The 23,498-nt window shown below is 67.6% G+C and carries 22 protein-coding genes; 9 read left to right on the top strand and 13 right to left on the bottom strand.

The window, feature by feature from the left end:
* The first annotated feature begins 265 nt into the window (after positions 1-265).
* Entirely contained in the window at positions 266-1,684 is a 1,419-nt protein-coding gene (locus E0W60_RS08560; protein WP_135704011.1) for an MFS transporter, read from the top strand.
* 88 nt (positions 1,685-1,772) lie between these two features.
* On the opposite strand, the gene E0W60_RS08565 is transcribed toward E0W60_RS08560, so the two are convergent.
* Positions 1,773-2,288 carry a MarR family winged helix-turn-helix transcriptional regulator gene (locus E0W60_RS08565; RefSeq protein ID WP_133094912.1) on the bottom strand — a complete coding sequence of 172 codons (516 nt, stop codon included), beginning with the start codon at positions 2,286-2,288 and terminating at the stop codon, positions 1,773-1,775.
* Between the two features lie 324 nt (positions 2,289-2,612).
* Here E0W60_RS08565 and E0W60_RS08570 point away from each other — a divergent pair, with 324 nt between their 5' ends.
* The 7 genes from E0W60_RS08570 (at position 2,613) to E0W60_RS08605 (ending at position 10,181) form a co-directional block, all read left to right on the top strand.
* A complete protein-coding gene (locus E0W60_RS08570) occupies positions 2,613-3,602 on the top strand; it encodes a Bug family tripartite tricarboxylate transporter substrate binding protein (protein ID WP_431189856.1) in 990 nt (329 codons plus the stop codon).
* 62 nt (positions 3,603-3,664) lie between these two features.
* Positions 3,665-5,974 carry a xanthine dehydrogenase family protein molybdopterin-binding subunit gene (locus E0W60_RS08575; protein ID WP_135703658.1) on the top strand — a complete coding sequence of 770 codons (2,310 nt, stop codon included), beginning with the start codon at positions 3,665-3,667 and terminating at the stop codon, positions 5,972-5,974.
* Positions 5,967-6,833 carry an FAD binding domain-containing protein gene (locus E0W60_RS08580; RefSeq protein ID WP_133094914.1) on the top strand — a complete coding sequence of 289 codons (867 nt, stop codon included), beginning with the start codon at positions 5,967-5,969 and terminating at the stop codon, positions 6,831-6,833. Before E0W60_RS08575 ends, E0W60_RS08580 begins: the two co-directional genes overlap by 8 nt.
* A 9-nt stretch (positions 6,834-6,842) precedes the next feature.
* Positions 6,843-7,319, top strand: a complete 477-nt coding sequence (locus E0W60_RS08585) for a (2Fe-2S)-binding protein (RefSeq protein WP_135703659.1) — start codon at positions 6,843-6,845, stop codon at positions 7,317-7,319.
* Positions 7,309-8,031 carry a CoxG family protein gene (locus E0W60_RS08590; RefSeq protein WP_135703660.1) on the top strand — a complete coding sequence of 241 codons (723 nt, stop codon included), beginning with the start codon at positions 7,309-7,311 and terminating at the stop codon, positions 8,029-8,031. Before E0W60_RS08585 ends, E0W60_RS08590 begins: the two co-directional genes overlap by 11 nt.
* Before the next feature lie 297 nt (positions 8,032-8,328).
* On the top strand, positions 8,329-9,156 hold the full coding sequence (locus E0W60_RS08600; protein ID WP_133094917.1) for an IclR family transcriptional regulator: 828 nt from the start codon (positions 8,329-8,331) through the stop codon (positions 9,154-9,156).
* A 20-nt stretch (positions 9,157-9,176) separates the two neighbouring features.
* Complete coding sequence (locus E0W60_RS08605; RefSeq protein WP_135703661.1) at positions 9,177-10,181, top strand: Bug family tripartite tricarboxylate transporter substrate binding protein; 1,005 nt, start codon at positions 9,177-9,179, stop codon at positions 10,179-10,181.
* A 23-nt stretch (positions 10,182-10,204) separates the two neighbouring features.
* Here the strand turns inward: E0W60_RS08605 and E0W60_RS08610 are convergent, their stop codons facing one another.
* The 12 genes from E0W60_RS08610 to E0W60_RS08665 form a co-directional block, all read right to left on the bottom strand.
* Entirely contained in the window at positions 10,205-11,047 is an 843-nt protein-coding gene (locus E0W60_RS08610; RefSeq protein ID WP_135703662.1) for an IclR family transcriptional regulator, read from the bottom strand.
* 162 nt (positions 11,048-11,209) lie between these two features.
* Positions 11,210-12,346 (bottom strand): FAD-dependent monooxygenase, encoded by a 1,137-nt coding sequence (locus tag E0W60_RS08615; RefSeq protein ID WP_135703663.1) that lies wholly within the window; start codon positions 12,344-12,346, stop codon positions 11,210-11,212.
* Positions 12,347-12,495: 149 nt separating this feature from the next.
* A complete protein-coding gene (locus E0W60_RS08620) occupies positions 12,496-13,512 on the bottom strand; it encodes a branched-chain amino acid ABC transporter permease (RefSeq protein WP_135703664.1) in 1,017 nt (338 codons plus the stop codon).
* Entirely contained in the window at positions 13,512-14,396 is an 885-nt protein-coding gene (locus E0W60_RS08625; RefSeq protein ID WP_135703665.1) for a branched-chain amino acid ABC transporter permease, read from the bottom strand. The genes E0W60_RS08620 and E0W60_RS08625 overlap by 1 nt, the downstream gene beginning before the upstream one ends.
* 18 nt (positions 14,397-14,414) lie before the next feature.
* Positions 14,415-15,146 carry an ABC transporter ATP-binding protein gene (locus E0W60_RS08630; RefSeq protein ID WP_135704013.1) on the bottom strand — a complete coding sequence of 244 codons (732 nt, stop codon included), beginning with the start codon at positions 15,144-15,146 and terminating at the stop codon, positions 14,415-14,417.
* A 25-nt stretch (positions 15,147-15,171) separates the two neighbouring features.
* Positions 15,172-15,948 (bottom strand): ABC transporter ATP-binding protein, encoded by a 777-nt coding sequence (locus E0W60_RS08635; RefSeq protein WP_135703666.1) that lies wholly within the window; start codon positions 15,946-15,948, stop codon positions 15,172-15,174.
* Positions 15,949-16,009: 61 nt separating this feature from the next.
* Positions 16,010-16,699, bottom strand: a complete 690-nt coding sequence (locus tag E0W60_RS08640) for a DUF2848 domain-containing protein (RefSeq protein ID WP_133098402.1) — start codon at positions 16,697-16,699, stop codon at positions 16,010-16,012.
* A gap of 66 nt (positions 16,700-16,765) precedes the next feature.
* Positions 16,766-17,989, bottom strand: a complete 1,224-nt coding sequence (locus E0W60_RS08645; RefSeq protein WP_135703667.1) for an ABC transporter substrate-binding protein — start codon at positions 17,987-17,989, stop codon at positions 16,766-16,768.
* Between the two features lie 49 nt (positions 17,990-18,038).
* Positions 18,039-19,382, bottom strand: a complete 1,344-nt coding sequence (locus tag E0W60_RS08650) for an amidase (protein WP_135703668.1) — start codon at positions 19,380-19,382, stop codon at positions 18,039-18,041.
* Between the two features lie 2 nt (positions 19,383-19,384).
* Positions 19,385-19,765: a cupin gene (locus tag E0W60_RS08655; RefSeq protein WP_135703669.1), complete on the bottom strand. Its 381-nt coding sequence runs from the start codon at positions 19,763-19,765 to the stop codon at positions 19,385-19,387.
* Positions 19,766-19,813: 48 nt separating this feature from the next.
* Positions 19,814-21,298, bottom strand: coding sequence for a 4-hydroxyphenylacetate 3-hydroxylase family protein (locus tag E0W60_RS08660; RefSeq protein WP_135703670.1), 1,485 nt, complete (start codon positions 21,296-21,298; stop codon positions 19,814-19,816).
* 37 nt (positions 21,299-21,335) lie between these two features.
* Positions 21,336-21,866, bottom strand: a complete 531-nt coding sequence (locus E0W60_RS08665) for a flavin reductase family protein (protein WP_133098407.1) — start codon at positions 21,864-21,866, stop codon at positions 21,336-21,338.
* A 399-nt stretch (positions 21,867-22,265) separates the two neighbouring features.
* Between E0W60_RS08665 and E0W60_RS08670 the strand changes: the two genes are divergently transcribed.
* A complete protein-coding gene (locus tag E0W60_RS08670; RefSeq protein WP_135703671.1) occupies positions 22,266-23,489 on the top strand; it encodes an IscS subfamily cysteine desulfurase in 1,224 nt (407 codons plus the stop codon).
* Positions 23,490-23,498 lie beyond the last annotated feature (9 nt).

Genomic DNA, 23,498 nt, shown 5'->3' on the forward strand with positions numbered 1-23,498 from the left:
CTCGTTCCGAGAGTGTTTTCGCCCCTCTCCCGCGCGCGGGAGAGGGGCGGGGGAGAGGGCCAGCGCTGGCCGCAGCCAGCGCGTTGCCAGGTCCCGATTTCCTCATCCAAGGCCGCCGGGCAAGCCGGGCGTATGCCGCCTGCAGCGCCTGCCCTCTCCCCAAACCCCTCTCCCGCAAGCGGGAGAGGGGAGCAACCCCCGAAGAATCAAACCGAGAAGTACCGTGTTCACACAGAGACAAGACGCAGCGTCCCCCGGCGCACCGGTGGCCGCCACCGCAGGTATCGTGACCACGGCCGACAGCGCCGGCCAAAGCGCTGCGGCTGCCCGCAGCGGCCCGGTCACGCGCGGCAACATCGTCGCCCGCATTGAACGCATGCCGGGCAACGCCATGCATATCCGCGCCCGGCTGCTGATCGGCCTGGCCACCTTCTTCGACGGCTTCGATGTCATCGCCATTGCCGCCACGCTGCCGCTGCTGATCGCGCAATGGTCGCTGACGCCGGCGCAGATCGGGGTCCTGATCGCCGCGCCGTCGGTCGGCCAGCTGGTCGGCGCGCTGCTGTTCCCGGGGCTGGCCGAGCGCTTCGGCCGGCTGCGCTCGATCGGCTGGAGCGCGGGCATCATCGGCCTGATGAGCATTGCCTGCGGCTTCGCGCCGTCGTTCGAGATCTTCCTGCTGCTGCGCATCGTGCAGGGCCTGGGCCTGGGCGGCGAGCTGCCGGTGGCCGCCACCTATATCAATGAAGTCACACGCGCGCATGGCCGCGGCCGCTTCGTGCTGCTGTACGAGGTGGTGTTCCCGATCGGCCTGATGGTGTCCAACGGCGTCGGCGCCTGGCTGGTGCCGCACTACGGCTGGGAGGTGATGTACTTCATCGGCGGCGTGCCGCTGGTGCTGTTCTTCATCCTGAAGCGCGTGATCCCGGAATCGCCGCGCTGGCTGGCCGAGAAGGGCCGCCTGGAAGAAGCCGACGCGGCGCTGCGTGCGTTCGAGGCACGCGCCAGGGGACCGCTGCCGCCGCCGCAGAATGCCAGCGCCTATGACCGCATGACCCAGCATCCGCGCCGGCGCGTGCGCGACCTGGTCAGCAAGGCCTACCTGGGCCGCACGATCGCGGTGTGGATGCTGTGGGCAACCTGCGGCTTTATCCAGTACGGCCTGTCGACCTGGCTGCCCACGGTCTACAAGACCGTCTACCACGCGCCGCTGCAGCTGGCGCTGAACCTGGCCGCGGGCGCCTCGGTGCTGGGCGTGGTCGGCTCGCTGGTGTGCGCGATGATCGTCGACAAGGTCGGCCGCAAGCCGGTGATCAACGTGTCGTTCCTGCTGTGCGCGCTGTCGCTGGTGCTGGCCGGCGTGTTCCACGCCGCGTCGGTGTATGTGGTGGCGACCTTCTGCGCGCTGGCGATGGGCTTTTTGGCCAGCGGCTTTATCACCGCCTATGTCTATACGCCCGAGCTGTACCCGACCAGCGTGCGCGCGATGGGCTGCGGCCTGGGCGGCGCCTGGCTGAAACTGGCCGCGATCTTCGCGCCGACGCTGATCGCCGGCACCATCGGCAACGGCACCCTCAACGTGGCGTTCTTCGCGCTGGCCGTGGTGCCCGCGCTGGCAGCCGTCACCGTTCACTTCTTCGGCATCGAGACCAAGGGGCAGGTGCTGGAGGAACTGGAGGTCTGAACGGGCGCGTGCTTGTCCCGTTTATCTTTGAAGGCCGCGCCGGGATCCGGGGCGGCCTTTTTCTTTTGCTGTGCGACCTGGCGCTGCGCTATCCCTGCGCCCGCAGCAGCTTGCGCAGCCCCTGATAAACCGCCTCCCTTTCCTGCGGCGACAGCATCCGGATCACTTCTGCCTGGCCCTTGCGTGCCAGCGGCATCACCTGGTCGTGCAGCGTCGAGCCGGCCTCGGTGATGGCGCAGATCAGCTTCTTGCGCGGCGTGTTGCCGGCCGAAGTCAGGCGTACCAGCCCGCGGTCTTCCAGCAGCCGCAGCGTGCGGCTGACCAGCGCCTTGTCCGAGGTCGATTGCGTGACCAGCTCGGAGAAGGGCAGTTCTTTCGCATGCGCCAGCAGCGCCAGGATGCGCCACTCCGGCACGGTCAGGCCGAACTGCTCGGCGTAGGGCTTGGTGACGGTGCTGCGCAGCGCGGTCACCAGCTGGCTCAGCATGGTGGTCAGGAAATTGTCGACAGTCAGGCCGTTGCCGGCCTCGTCGAGATCGGTCCAGGGGCTGGCGGTCAGTTCTGGCGCGGGCTGGCCCTGGGCGGGCGCGGCGTCACGGGGCATGCGGTCCTCTTGTCTGGGGTCTGCCGGCAGGTTGGTCGGGGCCGGTGGGCGGGCCAGATTGTCTCACAGGCCGCAGCGAGTCCGGTGCCAATGTCTCGTCATTACCACCAGAAAAAATCAATGAGCGAATATAAAAAGTCAATTGGTGTTTTCAGTAAGTTGAGTTGTCAATATTTGCCACCTACAGTAGTCACGTTCCTGATGTGAACATGTGTTTTACCAATAAAACAACCGCAGTGTTGTGATCCATAAGCCAACCCTGTTTCGCGGTGTGCACAACAGCCCACCTCCAACGCCGCGACTGCGCCCCCTCAGGAGCTGTTGATGAGACATGATCGCCCCCGCCGCCATTTTCTCGCCGCCACTGCCATGGCCGCGCTCGCACTTGCCGCGGGCAGCGCGGTGGCCGCGCCCTATCCGGCAAAGACCGTGACCATGGTCGTCGCCTATCCGCCCGGCGGCGATACCGACGCCATGGCGCGGCTGTATGCCGACAAGCTGTCCGCGCGCCTGAAGCAGCCGGTGATCGTCGAGAACCGTCCCGGCGCCGGCGGGGTGGTCGGCGCCAGCTTTGTCAGCCGGGCGCCCGCCGACGGCTACACGCTGCTCTACACGCCGAACCCGTTCACGCTCGCGCCGATGGTGCTCAAGCTGGCGCCGGCCGCCAGCTACGACCCGCTGCACGGTTTCACGCCGGTGATCCAGACAGCGGTGCAGGCGGTGCTGCTGGTGGCCAACCCGGCCGCTGGTGTCAAGACCCTGCCGGAAATGATCGCGGCGGCCAGGGCGGGCAAGACCTTCACCTACGGCAGCCCGGGTGCCGGGTCGCCGATGCACATCGCCGGTGAAATGCTGAACCGCGCCGCCGGCGTGAAGATCCAGCACGTGCCGTACAAGGGCGTGGCGCCGGCGGTCAACGACGTGGTGGCGGGGCATGTGAACTTCGCCTACGTCACGCTGGGTCCGGTGGCCCAGTACATCAACACTGGCCGGCTGATCCCGCTGGCGATCACGGACGCGAAGCGCTCGCCGCTGCTGCCCAACGTGCCGACGCTGGCCGAGCTTGGCTACAAGGACGTGGTAGTCGGTGCCTGGCATGGCGTGATGGCGCCAAAGGGCACGCCGCCGGAAGTGGTCAAGGTGCTGAACCAGCAGCTCAATGACGTGATCCGCCTGCCCGACGTGGCCGAGAAGATGGCCACGTTCGGTGCCATCCCGGTGGGCGGCGCGCCGGCCGCGCTCGACAAGGTCAATGCGGGCGACTACGAGCGCCTGGGCAAGGTGATCCGCGACCTCGGCATCACCGCGGAGTGAGAGCAGCCAGCGCATCGATTCATGCAACACGCTATTTGCAGCACGACACGCAGGAGGCCGGCATGAGCAAGGCCATCGTGGGAACGTCCACGCCGCAGGTGACCGCGCGGGAAAAGGTCATGGGGCGCGCGCAGTATGCCGGCGACATCAAGCTGCCCGGCATGCTGCACGCCAAGGTGCTGCGCAGCCCGCACCCGCATGCGCGCATCGTCGGCATCGACACGTCGGCGGCGCGCGCATTGCCCGGCGTGAAGCTGGTGGTAACGGGACACGACGTGCCCACCCGCAGCTGGGGCCCGCACCGCAAGGAACAGCGCATCCTGGCCTGCGGCGTGGTGCGCCACGTGGGCGAGGAAGTGGCGGCCGTGGCGGCAGTCAGCGACGAGGTGGCGCGCGATGCGCTGGACCTGATCCGCGTCGAGTATGAACCGCTGCCGGCATTGCTGACGCCGGCAGCGGCGCTGGCCGAAGGCGCGCCTGAGCTGCACCCCGGCACGCGCAATATCGGCCACCAGATGCGGATCGAACGCGGTGACGTGGAAGCGGGCTTCGCCGGCGCCGCCGTTGTGTATGAGGCCACCTACGACATGCATTCGCAGTACCCGGGCTACCTGGAGCCGATGGCGTCGGTCGCGGCGCAGGACGGCAACGGCCGGCTGACGCTGTGGGCCTCGACCCAGTCGGTGTTCCTGGCTCGCATGCGGCTGGCCGAGGCGCTGGACCGGCCGGTGTCGACCATCCGCGTGGTGCAGGCCACCACCGGCGGCGGCTTTGGCGCCAAGATCGTCGAGGAGAACAACAGCCTGATCTGTGCGTTCCTGGCCAGCAGGCTGGACCGGCCGGTGCGGCTGGTCAACAGCCGGCTGGAGGACTTCCAGGGCGCGCGCGCCAGCGTGCCGATGACGGTCTGGTTGCGCATGGGCCTGTCCGCGGACGGCATGATCGTGGCCAAGGACGTGCGCATCACCGCCGAGTGCGGCGCGTATGCCGGCCTGGCCGGCGACGTGATGCATGTCACCGCCATGCGCAGCGACAACATGCACCAGGTGCGCAACGTGCGCTCGCACGCGGTGATGGCCTATACCAACAACCCGCCGCGCGGCGCGTTCCGCGGCTTCGGCGGCCAGCAGATGCAGTTTCCGCTGAACTGCCACCTGACGGTGCTGGCCGGCATGCTCGGCATCGACCCGATTGAAGTGCACAAGCGCAATGCGATTCCCGCCGGCGCGACCAGCGTGCATGGCTGGAAGATCAGCAGCACCGGCATGGCCGAGTGCCTGGAGATGACGCGCAAGGCGATCGGATGGGATCAGAAGCGCGCCACCCTGAACTTCGCCGCGCGCGGCACCGGCACGCGCCGGCGCGGCGTCGGCATCGCGGCGGCGATGCATGTCAGCGGCAACCGTACGCTGGGCAACTGGGACGGCTCGACTATCCTGCTCAAGCTCAACGAAGACGGCCGCGTGATGCTGCAGACCAGCGAATGCGACATGGGGCAGGGCGCCAACACCATGCTCAGCCAGATCTGCGCGCAGGAGCTGGGCATCCCGCTGTCGCACGTGACGGTGATGGTGCCCGACACCGACACCGCACCGTTCTGCCTGGGATCGCTGGCGTCGCGCGTGACCATCATCGCCGGCAACGCGGCATTGCGCGCCGCGCGCGAGGCGCGGCAGAAGCTGCTGGCGCTGGCGGCGGAGAAGCTGGGCGTCGCGGCCGAGCTCCTGACGATTGCCGATGGCCGCATCGTTGCATCCGGACAGCCGGACAAGTCCGCCACGCTGGCCGAGATCGCGCGGCTGCACATCTTCCGCCACGGCGGCGAAGGCATCCATGTGCGGGCCACCTATGACGCGCCCACCGTGATGCATGACGACAACTACTACGGCAACGTCGCGCCGTCGCACTCGTTCGCGGCGCATGCGGTCGAGGTGGAAGTCGATACCTGCACGGGCCAGGTCACCGTGGTCGACAGCTTTGTCGCCGACGACTGCGGCAAGGCCATCAACCCGCTTGCGGTGCATGGCCAGACCCATGGCGCCACGGTGCAGGCGATCGGCTGGACGCTGTACGAGAACCTGCACTACGAGGAAGGCCGCCTGATGAACGGCAACCTTGCCGACTACACCATGCCCACCGCCGACGCGGTGCCGATGCTGCGCACCGACGTGGTTGAATCGAACGATCCCAACGGGCCGTATGGCGCCAAGGGTGCCAGCGAAACCGCGATCCTGCCTGGTGCGGCGGCGATCGCCAATGCCGTATTCGACGCCGTGGGCGTGCGCATCCAGTCGCTGCCGATCACGCCGGAGAAGGTGCTGGCGGGTTTGCGCGCCTTGCAGCAGCAGGACGGGGAGGCCGCCCATGCGTGATTTCGAGTTCCTGGAGCCGGCGTCGGTGGCCGAGGCCAGCCGCATGCTGGCCGACCTTGGCGACAGCTGCCGCGTCTTTGCCGGCGGCACCGCACTGATGCTCGGCATGCGGCAGCGCATGCTGACGCCCGGCCACCTGGTGTCGCTGGGCAGGCTGGAAGCGCTGCGCGGCATCAGCTTCGATGCGCGCGAGGGCCTGCGCATCGGCGCGCTGACGCGGCATGCCGAGGTGGCGCGTTCGACGCTGGTGCAGGCGCATTACCCGATGCTGGCCAGCATGGCCGCGCGCGTGGCCAACCCGCAGGTGCGCAACCAGGGCACCATCGGCGGCAACCTCTGCTACGCCGACCCGGCCACCGATCCGCCGGGCTGCCTGCTGGCGCTGGGGGCGCAGGTCGTGGTCAGCGGCAGCGGCGGCGAGCGCGTGATCCCCATCGAAGATTTCCTGGTCGACTACTACGTGACCGCGCTGGCGCCCGACGAGGTGCTCACGCAGATCCGCGTGCCCGCACCGGGCGCGGGCGCCGACGGCCGCTACGCGCGCTTCCTGCGCACCGCCGCCGAGCACCGGCCGCTTGCCAGCGTGGCGCTGGCGGTGCGCCGTGAAGGCGCTTTCTGCGTGGAAGCAAGGCTCGCAGTGGGCGCGTCGACGCCGATCCCGGCGCGGCTGGGCCGCGCCGAAGCGCTGCTCGCCGGCAAGATCGTGACCGCCGAACTGGCTGCCGAGACGGCCGCCATCGTCGCCACCGACATCAATGCGGTCTCGGACATGCGCGGCTCGGACACGTACCGCCGCGAGATGGTGCGCGTGGTCGCGCGCCGCACTATCGCCGAGTTGTTCGGCGTGGCCTCGGAGTAAGGAATCGCCATGAACAAAGTCAGCATCGAACTCACCGTCAATGGTGAAGAACACGAGGTGGAAGTGCCGGCCCGGCGCCTGCTCTCCGACCTGCTGCGCGACGGCCTCAACCTGACCGGCACCAAGCGCGGCTGCGAGACCGGCATCTGCGGCGCCTGCTCCGTGCTGGTCGACGGCGAGGTGGTCAAGTCCTGCCTGATGCTTGCCGTGCAGGCGCGCGGGCGTCATGTGATGACGGTGGAAGGGCTGGCCGCCGACGGCCAGCTGCATCCGCTGCAGCAGTGCTTCATGGACAACGGCGGGCTGCAGTGCGGCTATTGCACGCCGGGCTTCCTGATGGCGTCGTGCGCGCTGCTTGCCAACAATCCCAACCCGACGGAGGACGAAGTCCGCCACGGCCTGAACGGCAATCTGTGCCGCTGCACCGGCTATGTGGGCATCGTCGAATCCGTGCTGTCCGCCGCGGAGAAAATGCGTGGAAATTGAAAAGACCCTTGTGACCGCGGCGCCGCCGGCGCGCGTATGGGAACTGCTGCTCGACCCCAACGTAATGGGCGCGTGCGTCCCCGGCATGGAATCGATCGAGGTGCTGAGCGATGTCGAGTACATCGCGCACATGGCGGTGAAGATTGCCTTTATCAACGCGCGCTTCCGGCTGCATACGAAGATCGTCGAAACCCGCGCCCCGCATTACCTGCGCACCGAGGGCACCGGCGAGGATGCGTCGGTGGCAAGTTCGCTGCGCCAGTCGAGCGAGATCTTCCTGACCCCACAGGAAGATGGCTCGACGCAGCTGCGCATCAGGGTGCAGGTGGATGTATTGGGGCGGCTCGGCACGTTCGGGCTGAGTGTGATGAAGACCAAGGCAGACCGGATGTGGGATGAGTTTGGCGCCAACCTGCTGGTGCGATTGTCGCCGCAGGGGCAATTGCAGGCTCCGCCGCAAGGGCAGGCACAACCGCAGCTGTCTTCGGCGGTGCGCTTGCAACCCGCTGCCGTGCCTGCGGCCAATGGTCATGCGGTTCGGGCGCCAATTGCTGCGCCGGGACTGTTTGCGCGGCTGCTTGGGCGTGGCGATGCTAGGCCGTTGAGCGATATTTGCGTTGAGTTGCGGCGTCGCGACGAGACCATTGTGGTGCGGTGGCCGGCGGCGCAGGGGGAGCAGTGTGTGGCTTGGTTGCGGGAGTATTTGCGGTGAGGCTCTTGGGGGCTAGGCGCTGCGGCTGATATCTGGTGGCGCTTGGGATGCCCGGTTCCGCCCGCTTGGCGCCGTCGCGGCGCTGCCCGCAATCCTTTCTATCCCGCTTGTTTGCTCCCCTCTCCCGCTCGCGGGAGAGGGGCCGGGGGAGAGGGCCGGAGCATCAACAAAGTGCTGGTCGTCAAGCCCCCAAACCTTGCCGAATCGCGGGTCTCATCCCCGGAACAGGTACCCTATCGGTTTCAGGCGTGGTATATGAAAGCGTTACGCCAAGACCGAAACCTGCAGAGACAGACCATGACCACCGAAACGCCGCCAGAGGACGACAAGGACAGCGGCCAGGACAAGTACATCGTGCCCGGCCTGGAGCGCGGCCTGCGGCTGCTGGGCGAGTTCAGCAGCCGCGAGCGCACGCTGTCCGCCGCCGACCTGGCGCGCCGCCTCAAGGTGCCGCGCTCGACCGTGTTCCGGCTGCTGGCCACGCTTGAAATGATGGGATTTGTCGAGCGCACCGATGGCGGGCGCGAATTCCGCCTGGGCATGGCGGTGCTGCGGCTGGGCTTTGACTACCTGGCTTCGCTGGAACTGACCGAGCTGGGCCGGCCGCTGCTCGACCGGCTGCGCGACGAGATCCACTATCCGTGCAACCTGGTGGTGCGCGACGGGCGCTCGATCGTCTACGTGGCCAAGTCGGTCGCGGCGCGGCCGTTCGCCAGCACGGTCAACGTCGGCACGCGGCTGCCGGCGCACGCCACCGTGCTGGGCCGGGTGCTGCTGGAAGACCTGACGCTGGAAGAACTGCGCGCGCTGTATCCCGAAGACCGCCTTGAAGTGTATTCCGAGAGCACCCCGCGCACGGTCCAGGAGCTGTATGAGATGGTCCAGCGCGACCGCGAGCGCGGCTACGTGCTGCATGAAGGCTTCTTCGAGGCCAGCATTTCCACCATCGCGGCGCCGGTGCGCGACCGCACCGGCAAGGTTGTGGCGGCGCTCGGTGCCACCATCCCCGCCGCGCGCATCGAACCCGACCAGCTGGACGGCATGGTCGAGAAAGTCCGGCAGGCGGCGGCAGAGCTGTCGCGCCTGCTCGACTACCGTCCGGTCATGCCGAAACCGTTTGTATAGGCGTTTGTACAGGCAGCGACATGCAGCAATCCAGGCAATCGAAGCATTCGCCGCGACGACGCCGATGGCTGGGCGCGGCAATCGCCCTGGCGGCGATGCCGTGGACCGTGGCGCAGGCGGCCAGTTGCGCCAATGTGCGTATCGTGGTGCCGTTTCCCGCCGGCGGCCCGGCCGACCAGCTGGCGCGCACGCTCGCGCACGGCCTGCAGCAGAAGCGCGGCACGCCGTTCGTGGTCGACAACAAGCCGGGCGCCAACGGCAATATCGGCATCGACACCGTGCGGCGCGCTCCTGGCGACGGCTGCACGCTGCTGGTGGCGCCGGCCGGCAACCTCACCATCAATCCCACGCTGATGCCGGCGCTGACCTACAGCGTCGAACGCGATTTCCGCGCGGTGTCGCTGCTGGCAGGGTCGCCCAACGTGCTGGCGGTGCATCCGTCGGTCAAGGCCAACAGCGTGCAGGAGCTGGTGAAGCTGGCGCAGCAGGCGGACAAGAGCGGCAAGCCGCTGGGCTACGCCAGCCCAGGCGTCGGCAGCGGGCTGCACCTGGCGGGCGAGCTGTTCCGGCACAAGGCCGGCATTGCGCTGCTGCACGTGCCGTACAAGGGCACCACGCAGGCGCTCAATGACGTGGTGGGCGGGCAGGTGCCGATCTTGTTCGGCACCTGGCCTACGCTGGCGCCGTTCATCCAGTCGGGCCAGCTGCGCGCGCTGGCCGTGACGCAGGCCAGACGCTCGCCTGCGGCACCGGGCGTGCCGTCGCTGGCGGAGCAGGGCGTGGCCGGCATCGATGTCAGTTCCTGGTATGCGCTGCTGGTGCCCAGGGCGACGCCGCAGCCGGCGGCGGATGCGCTCAGCGCTGACGTGCGCGCGTTGCTGGCTACGCCGGCAGTGCGAGAGGAACTGCAGCGCCAGGGCATGGAGCCCGCCGGCAGCACGCCGCAGGCGCTGGACGCGCGCATTCGCCAGGAGACCGCGTCGTGGGCAAAGCTGATCCGCGAGTACGGGATTACCGCGGAATGACGGCGAAATAGCTGCCGCTGGCGTCAGCGCTGGCGCTCGGGGCGATGGCCGAGCAGCGCCGACAGGTCGCGCGCCGCTGCCTTGACTTCCTTTTCCACGCGTGCGCGCAGCGTGCCGTCCGACTCGAAGCGCTGCTGCGGTCCCGCCACGCTGAGGGCCGCGACGACTTCGCCATCGGCGCCGCGCACCGGCGCCGCGCACGAATCGATCCCCGGTTCGTAGGCCGAAAAACTCCACGCGCAGTCGCGCTCGCGGTCGGCGGCCAGGATATCGGCCAGCCGCGCATGGGTGGCCGGGCTCTGGCCGGTGACGGTCGGCAGCGGGTCCGGGCCCAGCAATTCCTTCAGTGTTTCCGGCGGCAGGCCGGCGATCAGCATCCGGCCGGGCGTGGTCAGGTGCGCCGGCACGCGGCTGCCCACCTGGATATTGCTGACCAGCGTCGCTGCCGGCATGTGGCGCAGCAGGTAGAGCGCGTCGCCGCCGTCGCGCACCACCAGGTACGCGGACAGCTGCAGCGAACCGCTCAGCGTGGCCAGCACGCGCGCGGCCAGGCTGGTCAGGTCGTTCGATGCCAGCACGCGCGACGCGAGCTTCAGGAAATTGAAGCCGACCTGGTGGCCGCCATGAGGCAGGCGTTCGACCATGCCTTCGTGCTCCAGCGTGTCCAGCAGCCGCATCACGGTGACGCGGTTCACGTCGATGCGGCGGCCGACCTCGCTCAGGTTGGCGGTGGGACCGCCTTCGGCGATATAGCGCAGCAGACGCAGGCCGCGGATCACCGGCGAAACCAGCTGGGCTTCGCGGGCGTCTTCGGCTTCGGCGCTGTCGTCGAGGTCGGGTTCGGTCGGCGGACGGGACTTGGGCATCTGAGGTTTTGGTGTTAACGGAAGACGGCCGCGCGCGCGGCCGTCAGGCTGGTGATCTCTAGTGCGGGCCCGTTGGTATGTGAGCGCGCTATGGTTCACTACCACCCCTGGCAGGCGCTCCCCGCAAGCGGGAGTGGGGGAGCAACCCCCCAAAGGATACGTTCACCCCAGCGCCACGTTCCAGGCGTCGTAATCGTACACCCAGTCGGCATTGCCGCCTTCCTTGAGCCACGCATTGCTGCGCGAGCCGATCTGGATGCGACTGGTGCGCTCATGGCGCGCAGCCTGGTAACGGTCCAGCGCCGCGGGCACGGCGGCAGCGCCATCTTTCGCCGCATCGGCCAGGCAGCGCGCCAGCACCACCCCATCCTCGATCGCCATGCCGGCGCCCTGCGCCATGAACGGCATCATCGGATGGCAGGCATCGCCCAGCAGCGTGACCGGGCCGGACGACCATCGCGGCAGCGGATCGCGCACGTACAGCGCAGAAATCAGCACGTCGTCGCAGGCATCGAGCAGCGCGCGCGCTTCCTGATGGAAGCCGGCATAGGCGCTGCGCAAGTCTTCCACGCGGCCCGGCGTGGTCCACGACTCGTGCCGCCACGCTTCCTGTGCCACGGTGGCAAAGACAAAGATGTCGCGGCCACGGTTGAGCGGGAAGGTGACGATCTGCGTGGCGGCATCCGGACCCCACCATTTGGTGAAGGCGCCCAGGTTGGGCACGCCGGCCAGCTTATCGGCGGGCACCACGGCACGGTACGCGACCACACCGGTGAAGATCGGGCTTTCCTGGCCCAGCAGCGCGGTGCGCACCGTGGAATGGATGCCGTCGGCGCCGACCAGCACGTCGACACGCTCTTCCGTGCCGCTGGCAAAGCGCAGCGTGGCGCCGTCGGCGTCCGACACGATCGCCACGGCCTTGTGATCCAGGCGTACGGTCGCGGCGGGCACCGCGGCTTCCAGCGCAGTCATCAGGTCGGCGCGGTGCATGGTGAGCTGCGGAGCGCCGTAGCGGCGCTCGGCATCTTCCTGCATCGGCAGGCGCGACGTTTCTTCACCGGTATCCCACATGCGGCTGATCCGGTGCGAAGGCCGCGCGGCGGTCTCGCGCAGCGCGTCGCCGACGCCAAGGCCGTCCAGCGCGCGCACCGCGTTGGGCGTCAGGTTGATGTCCGCGCCGACCCGGGCAAAGCGGGGCGCCTGTTCATACACCACCGCGTCCAGGCCGAGCCTGCGCAGCGCGATGGCCGCGGCCAGTCCGCCGATGCCGGCGCCGTTGATGCCGATCTTCAAAGTCATGTTGCCGTTCCGGTAACGCCAGCGGGGCGTTCCGGAATCGGTCGGGCACGCGCTGACTTTTATGTTCATAAATGAACTATATGTTCATAAAAAGTCTATGCGCGAGTGGGGCAGCGGGTCAACCAAGGGTTAACGCGTAGCGAATGCAGCTAGTCCGGTTGCCGCCCGAAGCTGCCGACAATGCCTTTGCGGAACGCCAGCACGCAGATGACAAAGATGAAGCCGGTCACCATCGACACCGATTCGCCAAGCCCGTTGAACCACTGGAGCCCGGTGGCCGAGGCCAGCAGGTTGCCGATGTCGCCCAGCTTGTTCTCCAGCGCCACGATCACGAAGGCGCCGACGATGGGGCCGGCCAAAGTGCCCAGCCCGCCGACCAGCGTCATCAGGATCACCAGCCCCGACATCGACCAGTGCACGTCGCTGAGGGTCTCGAAGCCCAGCACCAGCGCCTTGACCGAACCCGCCAGACCCGCGAGCGCCGCCGACAGCACGAAGGCAGCCAGCTTGAAGCGGTCGACGTCATAGCCCAGCGAGATCGCGCGCGGCTCGTTCTCCTTGATCGCCTTCAGGATCTGGCCGAACGGCGAATGCACCGTGCGCACGATCAGCGCGAACGCCGCCACGACGATCGCCAGCGCCACGTAGTACAGCGTCAGGTCATTGGACAGCGGCAGCACGCCGAACAGCTTGCCGCGCGGGATGCCCTGCAGCCCGTCCTCGCCGCCGGTGAACGGCGCCTGCAGGCAGAGGAAGAACAGCATCTGCGCCAACGCCAGCGTGATCATCGAGAAGTAGATGCCCTGGCGCCGGATCGCCAGCGCCCCCATCACCAGGCCGACCAGCGCGCCGGTTCCCGTGCCCAGCAGCAGCCCGATCTCGGGCGTCACGCCCCACACCTTTATGGCGTGGCCGGCCGCATAGCCCGCACCGCCGAAGAACGCCGCATGGCCGAACGACAGCAGGCCGGCATAGCCGATCAGCAGGTTGAACGCGCACGCGAACAGCGCGAAGCAGAGCACCTTGAGCACAAACACCGGATACGCGCCAGCCAGCGGCGCGGCCAGCAGGCAAGCCAGCAGCGCGCCGTAGAGCGCCCGCTTCGGCAGGCGGCGCGCGGCCTGTGCCGGCTGCATGCCGAGGGTAGCGATAGTCGATCCGTTCATCACTTCTCCTTTCCAAACAGTCCGGCCGGGCGCAGCAGCAGCACGACCACCATGACCACGAACACCACCGTCGACGACGCCTCGGGGTAGACCACCTTGGCCAGCCCCTCGATCACGCCCAGCCCCAGGCCGGTCAGGATCGCGCCGAGGATCGAACCCATGCCGCCGATCACCACCACCGCGAACACGACGATGATCAGGTTCTGCCCCATCAGCGGCGACACCTGCATCACCGGCGCCGCCAGCACGCCGGCGAAGCCGGCCAGTGCGACGCCGAAGCCGTAGGTCAGCGTCACCATCCTCGGCACGTTGACGCCGAATGCCTCGACCACCTTCGGGTTCTCGGTGCCGGCGCGCAGATACGCGCCGAGCCTGGTCTTCTCGATCACGTACCACGTCGACAGGCACGACGCCAGCGATGCGACCACCACCCACACGCGGTAGTTCGGCAGCCGCATGAAGCCCAGGTCCGTTGCGCCCTGCAGCGCTTCAGGCGGGGCATAGGGCAGGCCTGAAACGCCATAGGCCGAACGGAGCACGCCTTCGATCACCAGCGTGATGCCCAGCGTCAGCAGCAGGCCGTAGATATGGTCGAGCCTGTAGATCCAGCGCAGCATGGTTTTCTCGATCAACACGCCGACGCCGGCCACCGCAAGCGGCGCCAGTGCCAGCATCGCCCAGTAGCTCAGGCCGGCATACGACATGCCGGCCCAGGCCAGCACCGCGCCCAGCATGAACAGCGCGCCGTGGGCAAAGTTGATGACATTGAGCAGGCCGAAGATCACGGCCAGGCCCAGGCTCAGCATGGCGTAGAAGGCGCCATTGACGAGCCCCAGCAGCAGTTGCGACAGCAGGGCCGGCAGGGGGATTTCAAACAGGTTCATGGGTGCTCCTCGTCAGACTCATACGCCCAGCAGTTCATGCAGCACCGGCATCTTTGCCTGCAGATCGCCGGCATCGAAGCGCTCGACGATGCTGCCGTGCTCCATCACGTAGAAGCGGTCGGCCAGCGGCGCGGCGAAGCGGAAGTTCTGCTCCACCATCACCACCGTGTACCCCTTCTGCTTGAGCATCCGGATCATGCGCGCCAGCGCCTGCACGATCACCGGTGCCAGCCCTTCCGAGATTTCATCGAGCAGCAGCAGGTTGGCGCCGGTGCGCAGGATGCGCGCCACCGCCAGCATCTGCTGCTCGCCGCCCGACAGGCGCGTGCCCTGGCTCTGGCGGCGCTCCTTCAGGTTGGGGAACATGTCGTAGATCTCGGACTCGCTCATGCCCGCGGTCGTCTCGCCACCCTTGCCCTTGAGCTGCGGCGGCAGCAGCAGGTTCTCCTCGCACGACAGGCTGGAGAAGATCGCGCGCTCTTCCGGGCAGTAGCCGATGCCGTAGTGCGCGATCTTGTGCGTGGGCAGGCCGATGGTCTCGTTGCCGTTGACCTTGATCGAGCCCTTGCGCGCGCCGGTCAGGCCCATGATCGCGCGCAGCGTGGTGGTGCGCCCGGCGCCGTTGCGGCCCAGCAGCGTCACCACTTCGCCGCGGTTCACCGTGAGGTCGACGCCGTGCAGGATGTGCGATTCGCCATACCAGGCCTGCAGGCCCTTGATTTCGAGGGCGGGAGTGTTGTTCGTGCTGATCGTACTCATTTGCTCGTCCCCCGCTTCAGTGCGCGCCCTGCAGCTCGGCATCGGCCGTGCCCATGTAGGCCTCCATCACGCGCGGGTCCTTCGACACCTCGGCGTAAGGCCCCTCGGCCAGGATTGCGCCCCGCTGCAGCACGGTGATCTTGTCGGCGATCGACGAGACCACGCTCATGTTGTGCTCGACCATCAAAATGGTGCGGCCGGCGGAGACCTTCTTGATCAGCTGCGTGACGCGGTCCACGTCCTCGTGGCCCATGCCCTGCGTGGGCTCGTCGAGCAGCATCAGCTCCGGCTCCATCGCCAGCGTGGTGGCGATCTCCAGCGCGCGCTTGCGCCCGTACGGCAGGTTCACCGTCAGCGTGTGCGCGAACTCGGTCAGCCCCACCTGCTCGAGCAGCTCCATGGCGCGGTCGTTGAGCACATCGAGCGAGCGCTCGCTGCGCCAGAACTGGTACGCGGTGCCAAGCTGTCGCTGCAGCCCGATGCGCACGTTCTCCATCACCGTCAGGTGCGGGAACACCGCCGAGATCTGGAACGAACGGATCACGCCGCGGCGCGCGATCTGCGCGGGCTTCTCGCGGGTGATGTCGATGCCGTTGAATACGATGGTGCCGGTGGTCGGCTCCAGGAACTTGGTGAGCAGGTTGAAGCAAGTGGTCTTGCCTGCGCCATTAGGGCCGATCAATGCATGGATCGAGCCGCGCCGGACTTGCAGGTTGACGCCGTTGACCGCGGTAAAGCCGCGGAACGACTTGCCGAGATCGCGGGTCGCCAGGATCAGGTCGTCATGCGGCATGGCCGTGCCTCCTTATCGTTGGCTGCCACGTTGCCGTGGCGAAAGAGATAGCGCGCCATGCTTAGCCCTCCACCGGCAGCGTCGCGATCGCGTACGCGTGGCGCAGCGTGCGGCCCAGCACCGGGTCTTCCAGCTCGATCTCGAAACGCTGCGCCGGGCGGATGCCGCCGATGGCCGGCAGCGTGCCGCACAGCATCGCCGAGCCCTCGCCAAAGCTGCCGCCATGCCCGGCAAAGCGGTCGAGCAGGTCGGCCGGCGAGCGCATCGCCGTCACCGCGCCTTGCTGGTACAGCACGCGTTCGCCGTCGATGGTGGCGTAAGAGCGCAGCACCAGCCGGTCCCAGTGGCCTTCCACTTCAGCCAGCTTCCACAGGGTCTGCGCACAGGGCTTCTCGCACATCTGCTTGGACACAGTGATGCCATAGATCTCGGCCTCGCGGTCGGTGTGGTCCGAGGCGATGCCCACCAGGATCTCGCCGCCGTCGTTCACGAGCAGGAATTCCGCTTCGCCGCTGCTGGCTTCGCCGCTGACCTGGATCTCCGGCGCGGCGCCCAGCCGTTCTGCGGCGACGCGATAGAACACGGGCGTGTAGGGCGGGCGCTTGACGCCAAGTTCTTCCAGTTCGCGGATATGGGCTTCCATGGCCTCGACGTCGCGGCCGGTCCATCCCGCCACCACCAGCTGGCGAATGGCGACGGCGCGTTGCGACTTGCCCTGGCGGCTGTCGATATCAAAGGTAAGGGTCTTCATGTTCGGGGGCTCTCTGTGCGGGGGAGGGGCGGCCAGCGTCAGCGCCGGCCGCATGGACGGGTTGGCTTACTTCTTGACCAGCGGACAGGCGCTGGCGCTGAGCGGCCGGAACGCTTCGCTGGCGGGGATCACGCTCTTGATCTTGTAGTAGTCCCACGGGCGCTTCGATTCCTGTGGCCGCTTGACCTCGACCAGGTACATGTCATGCACCATCAGGCCATCGGCGCGAATGGTGCCGTTGGTCGCGAAGAAGTCATTGACCGGCGTGGCGCGCATTTTGGCCAGTACCGCGTCGCTTTCGTCGGTGCGCGCGGCCTGGATCGCCTTCAGGTAGTGCATGGTCGACGAATACACGCCGGCATGGACCAGTGTCGGCATCCTGCCGGTCTTGGCGAAGTAGCGCTGCGACCACGCGCGCGTGGCGTCGTCGCGGTCCCAATAGAACGAAGTCGTCAGCGTCATGCCTTGCGCGGCCTGCAGCCCCAGGCTGTGGATGTCGCTGATGAACATGTGCAGGCCCGCCAGCCGCTGCTTGCTGCCGTTGATGCCGAAGTCCGCCGCGGTCTTGATCGCGTTGACGGTATCGGCGCCGGCGTTGGCCAGCCCGATCACGCTGGCGCCGGACGCCTGCCCCTGCAGCAGGTACGACGACAGGTCGGCGGAGTTGATCGGATGCTTCGCCTTGCCCTTGAGCGTGCCGCCGACACTCGACAGCGCCTCGGTGCCATCCTTCTCCAGCGACGCACCCAGGGCGTAGTCGACAGTCAGGAAGTACCAGCTGTTGTCGCCGCGGCGGGTCAGTGCCTTGACCGTGTTGGCGGCGAAGGCGTAGGTGTCGTACGAGTACTGGATCGTATAGGGCGAGCAGTCCTCGTTGCTCAGCCGCGTGGTGCCGGCACCACTGGCAATGACGATCTTGTGCTTGAGCTTGCCCAGGTTGGAAACGGCCAGCGCCACCGACGACGGCAGCGCGTCCTGGATGACATCGACCTTCTGGTTGTCAAACCAGCCGCGCGCAAGCGTGGCGGCGACGTCGGTCTTGTTCTGGTGGTCGGCGCTGACCACCTGCACGGGTGCGCCGAGCACCTTGCCGCCGAAGTCGTCGACAGCCATCTGCGCGGCGATCACCGAGCCCTTGCCGCCGATATCGGAAAAGATGGACGACATGTCGGTGAGCACGCCGATCTTGACGACGCCATCGCTGACGGGGGCGGGATCGGCCGCCACGGCGGTTCCCGAGATGAGGGCGGCGCAGGCGAGCGCGGCCGCGCCGATGCGGATATCAGGCATGTTGTCTCCTTGGGTTTTGTAGGAATAGTGAGTACTGCTCAGGCTGCGGCTACCTGTGGCACTGCCGCAGCGCCGCTTCCACGGCCATGCCGATCGCCAGCAGCCTGCGGTCGGCGCCGTGCCGGCCGAACAGCATCAGGCCCACCGGCGCTTCGCCAGGGCGATGGCAAGGGACCGACAGCGCGCAAAGGTCGAGCATGTTGGCGATGGCGGGGTTGCGCAGCAGCAGGCGGTTGGTGGCGAAAAAGGCGTTGTCGTCATCGAGGTCGGCGATGCGCGGCGCCAGGATCGGCACGGTTGGCAGCACCACGGCATCGAAGCCCGCCAGTTCGGCATCCGCCTGCCGGCACAGCGCGGTGCGGCGGTCGCGCATGCGCAGGTAGTCGGCGGCGAGCTGCCCGTCGGCCAGCCGGATGCGCGACAGCACGCGCGGGTCGTAGCGGTCGGCGTGCGCCGCCATCAGCTTGCCGTGCCAGGCGCTGGCCTCGGCGGCCACCAGCCCGCCGCCGTGGCCGAGGTCGCCGAGCTGGCCCCAGGTGTCGAAGTCCACGTCGTGCAGTAGCGCGCCGGCGGCGGAAAGCCGGCGCAGGGCGTCGCTGAACGCCTGCGCTACCGCATAGTCGATGGCATCCAGCACCATCCCGCCGGGCACGGCCAGGCGCAGTCCGGCCAGGCTGGCCGGCGCCGCGGGCGGCGCTGCGCCGGCCATTACCGCGTCGACGGCGGCGCAGCACGCCACGGTATTGGCCAGGCAGCCGACCGAGTCGTAGCTGGGCGACAGCGGCACCGCGCCTTGCAGCGGCACCCGGCTCGCGCTGGGCTTGAATCCGACGATCCCGCACAGCGCTGCCGGGATGCGGCACGAGCCGCCAGTGTCCGACCCAATCGCGGCCAGCGCCATGCCGTCGGTTACCGAGACCGCAGCGCCGGACGACGAGCCGCCCGGAATGCGCCCGGCTTGCCGGTCGAACGGGTTGCGCGGCGTACCGTAGTGCGGGTTGATGCCGACGCCGGAATAGGCGAACTCGGTCATGTTGGTCCGGCCGACGAAGACCGCGCCCGCGGCGCGCAGCCGCGCAATGGCCGGGGCATCGGCGCTGGCGGCGCGTTCCGGCAGTACCTTCGCGCCGGCGCGGGTCACATCGCCCTGCACGTCGAACAGGTCCTTCACCGACACCGGCACCCCCGCAAGGGCACCGGCCACGCCCTGTTCGCGCAGCATGTCGCTGGCCTGCGCCTGCTTGCGGGCGGCCATGCTGACGCCGTGCGGGAAGACGCGCGCGCCTTCGCCGCCCGGATTGCAGATGCGTTCGACACAGGAGGCCAGCAGGGACAGCGCATTGGCGCTGCCGTCGGCAAGCTGGCGCCTGGCGGTGGCTACGGTCGCTTCCATGATCAGGCCGGGTCGTAGTAGTGGATTTCCAGCAGCATGCAGCCGCCGTTGGACCGGAACGGGCCGTGGAACGCGCCGGGAGGGCGGCAGGCGTAGGTATTGGGCGCGAAGGCTTCGCCGCCGTCGCCGTTGGCATCGTTGCCGACGGTCAGGTCGCCGCTGAGCAGGTACACCTCCTCCCAGTAGTCGTGGACGAACGGCGCCCTGGTGAAGATGCCCGCGTCGAAGCGCAGCAGGCGGGTACGGCTGCCGCGGCGGCCGCTTTCGTCCAGCGCGCCGGACAGGATCTTCTGCTGGATGCCGGCGGGGTAGCCTTCGGGCACTTCCCAGCCGGAGGCCAGGTCCAGGGTATGGAACTCGTCGTGAAGTTTGTTGATCGCCATGCTGATCTCCGTTATCGAGGCAAGGGTGGGGAACGGGAGGGGAGCGGGTCAGGCGGCCTGCGGCAGCCGGGCCAGTTCGTCCTGCAGGGAATAGCTGCCGAGCATGCTGTCGACCAGGCCCGACGCGCGCTTCCAGTCGTAGGTGCGGTAGGCATGGCCCTTGGTGACGAAGGTGGCGCCGGCGTAGAACATCTCGTACTGGTTGTGGCGCGAGGCAAACTCGGAGCCGACCGCGTCCCAGGCGAGCTTGAAGAACTTGACGCGCTCCTCCGGGCTGCACACCGGCGATTTCTGCGTCTTGGCGATGATGTCGGCCAGCGTGGGATTGGCGAAATCCTCGATGCTGGAGGGCAGCATGATCATGCCGCCGCCGGCCAGCTCGCGCAGCGTGTTCAGCACCTTGGCGTAGAGCTGTTGCGTCACCACCTGCGAGCCGTACAGCATGCCGCGGTCGGGAATGAAGTAGCCGTTCTGGTTGACCTGGCCCTTCGCTTCCATTCCATAGACCCAGGCCTCGACCATGCCTGCCTCGGCGGCGAGCTGGCCCAGAAGCTCCTTGACCTGCGGGAAGCCGGCAGTGCCGTTGATCTCGGTGATGCGGTGCGCCAGGCCGACCAGGAAGCGCAGCTTGACCATCAGCCGCACCTGGCACTGGTAGTTCTGGTAGACGTGCGCCGGCGTGGCATGGAACTGCTTCGCGCACATAGCGACGTCGCCCGCGACGAAGATCCGTTCCCAGGGCACCTTGACGTCGTCGAAGTAGAGCACCGCATCGTTCTCGTCGAAGCGGCTCGCCAGCGGGTTGTCGAAGACCGAGGTGGCGCTGGCCTCGTACGACTTGCGCGACATCACCTTCAGGCCCTTGCTGTTCATCGGCACCGCGAAGGACAGCGCATACATCTCGTCGCCCTCGCGCAGCGGCTGGATGCAGCTGCAGAACACTTCGTTGGCCATGATGCCGCTGGTGGCGAGCATCCTGGCGCCGCGCACGGTAATGCCTTCCGCGTCCTGGTCGACGATGCCCACCGCCAGGTACTTGTCTTCCTGCTCGTGCGCCGCCTTGGCCTGGTTGGCCTGCGGGTTGACGATCACATAGGTGAGGAACAGGTCGTTGTCGCGGGCGTAGCGGTAGTAGTCGCGCAAGGCGCCGGCGCGCGCCGGATCGGCCTGCTCGAGCACGTCGATGCCCATGTACATGCCGGAGATGCACGACGCGACATGATCGGGCGAGCGGCCCATGAAGCCGTAGTGCAGCGCGGTCCAGGCTTCCAGCATCTCGCGGCGCTCGACCAGTTCGTTGTAGCTGGTGGGCAGCTCCCAGATGCGGCTGACGCGCCGGTCGCTGCCTTCGGGCCGGAAAGTCATCTTGTCGGCATTCTCTGGACGCGCCTGGAAGTCGTAGAGATTGGCATAGCTGCGGATCGAGTTGCGGAAGGCGGGGTGCGCCGTGACGTCGGTGACGCGCTTGCCATCGAGGTACACTTCGCGCCCATCGCGCAGCATGGCGATGTGCTGGGTGCCGGTCTTGATCATGTCGTTCTCCTGTAGCTGACTGCTTGTGTTGTTGGGTTCAGGCCGCGGTGGGGCTGTATTCCAGCGCCCGGTACTTGCCGCCAAAGAAGATCAGCGGCCGGCCGTCATGCCGGGCCTGATGGCGGACCACCCGACCGATAAAGATCACGTGGTCGCCGCCGTCATGCATCGCATAGGGCTCGCACTCGAACGTCGCCAGCGTGTCTGGCAAGAGCACATGGCTGTCGCTGACGTTGCCGAAGTCGATGCCATCCCACTTGCCCGAGCTGGCGCGGGCAAAGCGGTTCGAGAGATCCTGCTGCGCCTCGGCCAGCACGTTGACCGCGTAGCGCGGCGCGCTGCGCAGGTCAGCCAGGCTCAGGCAGCGGCGATCGACCGAGAACAGCACCAGCGGCGGATCCAGCGATACCGAGTTGAACGACGCCACCGTGATGCCGACCGGGACCTCGCCGGCGCGCGGCGCGGTGATCACGGCGACGCCGGTGGCGAACATGGCCAGCGCGTTGCGAAAGCGGCGCTGCGCATCGGCGTCCGTTACGACGCCCTGATCGACAGATGACTCAGCCATCACGACTCCTACGCATGTTTGGGCAACCGCTGTGGCTGCCGCGGTTTGTTTTCTTAATTAGCTTTGTAACTTAGGTTTCATTGAATGCTAACAAACTGCGGTATTCAAGTTGGTGGAAACCCTAGGCGAGGAGCCTGGCGCGCACGCTGCGCCGCCGCGTGAATGCCGGAAAGCCTTGTGGCACAAAGGTTTTCGGGAAGTGGAATTGGGGGTTGGGGCGTTGCGGATGGCGCGTGCGACAGCACGGAGCAACCCTATCGGCAGCATGGCGGCCCGCCCCCGGCCGCGCGGCCCGGTGCTAGACTCGGCCGCACTTTCCCTGACCAGCGGGTTCGCGCGGTTCGCGCGGTTTCACTTTCTCCCCCGGTCGTACTCCCTCCGCAGCCAGGAATGCGCCCCATGCAAAACCAGCAAGACAACCTTCCCATCTACATGGACTACAGCGCGACGACGCCGGTGGACCTCCGCGTCGTCGACAAGATGGTGCCGTTCCTTCACCAGCAGTTCGGCAACCCGGCATCGCGCAGCCACAGCTATGGCTGGCAGTCGGAAGCGGCGGTGGAAACCGCGCGCGCGCACGTCGCGGCGCTGCTCAATGCCGACCCGCGCGAGATCGTCTGGACCTCCGGCGCCACCGAAGGCAACAACCTCGCGATCAAGGGCGCGGCGCATTTCTACCGCGGCAAGGGCAATCACATCGTCACGGTCAAGACCGAACACAAGGCCGTGCTCGATACCTGCCGCGAACTGGAGCGGCAAGGCTTCGAGGTGACGTATCTCGATGTGGGAACGGACGGCCTGGTCGATCTCGATGTCCTGCGCGCGGCGCTGCGGCCGGACACCATCCTGGTGTCGGTGATGATGGTCAACAACGAGATCGGCGTGATCCAGCCGGTCGCGCGGATCGGCGAGATCTGCCGCGCTGCTGGCATCGTGTTCCACTGCGACGCGGTGCAGGCCGCCGGCAAGATCCCCATCGACCTGGCGGCGCTGAAGATCGACCTGCTGACCGTGACCGCGCACAAGGTCTACGGGCCCAAGGGCATCGGCGCGCTGTACGTGCGCCGCAAGCCGCGCATCCGGCTGGAGGCGCAGATCCACGGCGGCGGCCATGAGCGCGGCATGCGTTCCGGTACCTTGCCGACGCACCAGATCGTGGGCATGGGCGAGGCGTTCCGGCTGGCGCGGCTGGAACTGGAAGAGGAAGGACGCCGTGTCGGTGCGCTGCGCGACCGGCTGCTGGCGGGCCTGTCGCGGCTGGACGAGGTCTACGTCAACGGCAGCCTGGAACACCGCATCCCGCACAACCTGAATATCAGCTTCAACTACGTCGAAGGCGAGTCGCTGATCATGGGCATCAAGGACGTGGCGGTGTCTTCGGGATCGGCCTGTACCTCGGCCTCGCTGGAACCGTCGTTCGTGCTGCGTGCGCTGGGCCGCAGCGACGAGCTGGCGCACAGCTCGATCCGCTTCACGCTGGGCCGCTACACCACCGGGGCCGAAGTCGACGAAGTCATCCGCCAGGTCAGCGCCACGGTGTCGAAGCTGCGCGAGCTCAGCCCGCTATGGGAGATGCATCAGGAGGGCATCGATGTCGGCACGGTGCAATGGGCCGCGCATTGACAGGGGCAT

Origin of the sequence: Cupriavidus oxalaticus (genome assembly GCF_004768545.1) — a bacterium.
GTDB classification, from domain to species: domain Bacteria; phylum Pseudomonadota; class Gammaproteobacteria; order Burkholderiales; family Burkholderiaceae; genus Cupriavidus; species Cupriavidus oxalaticus_A.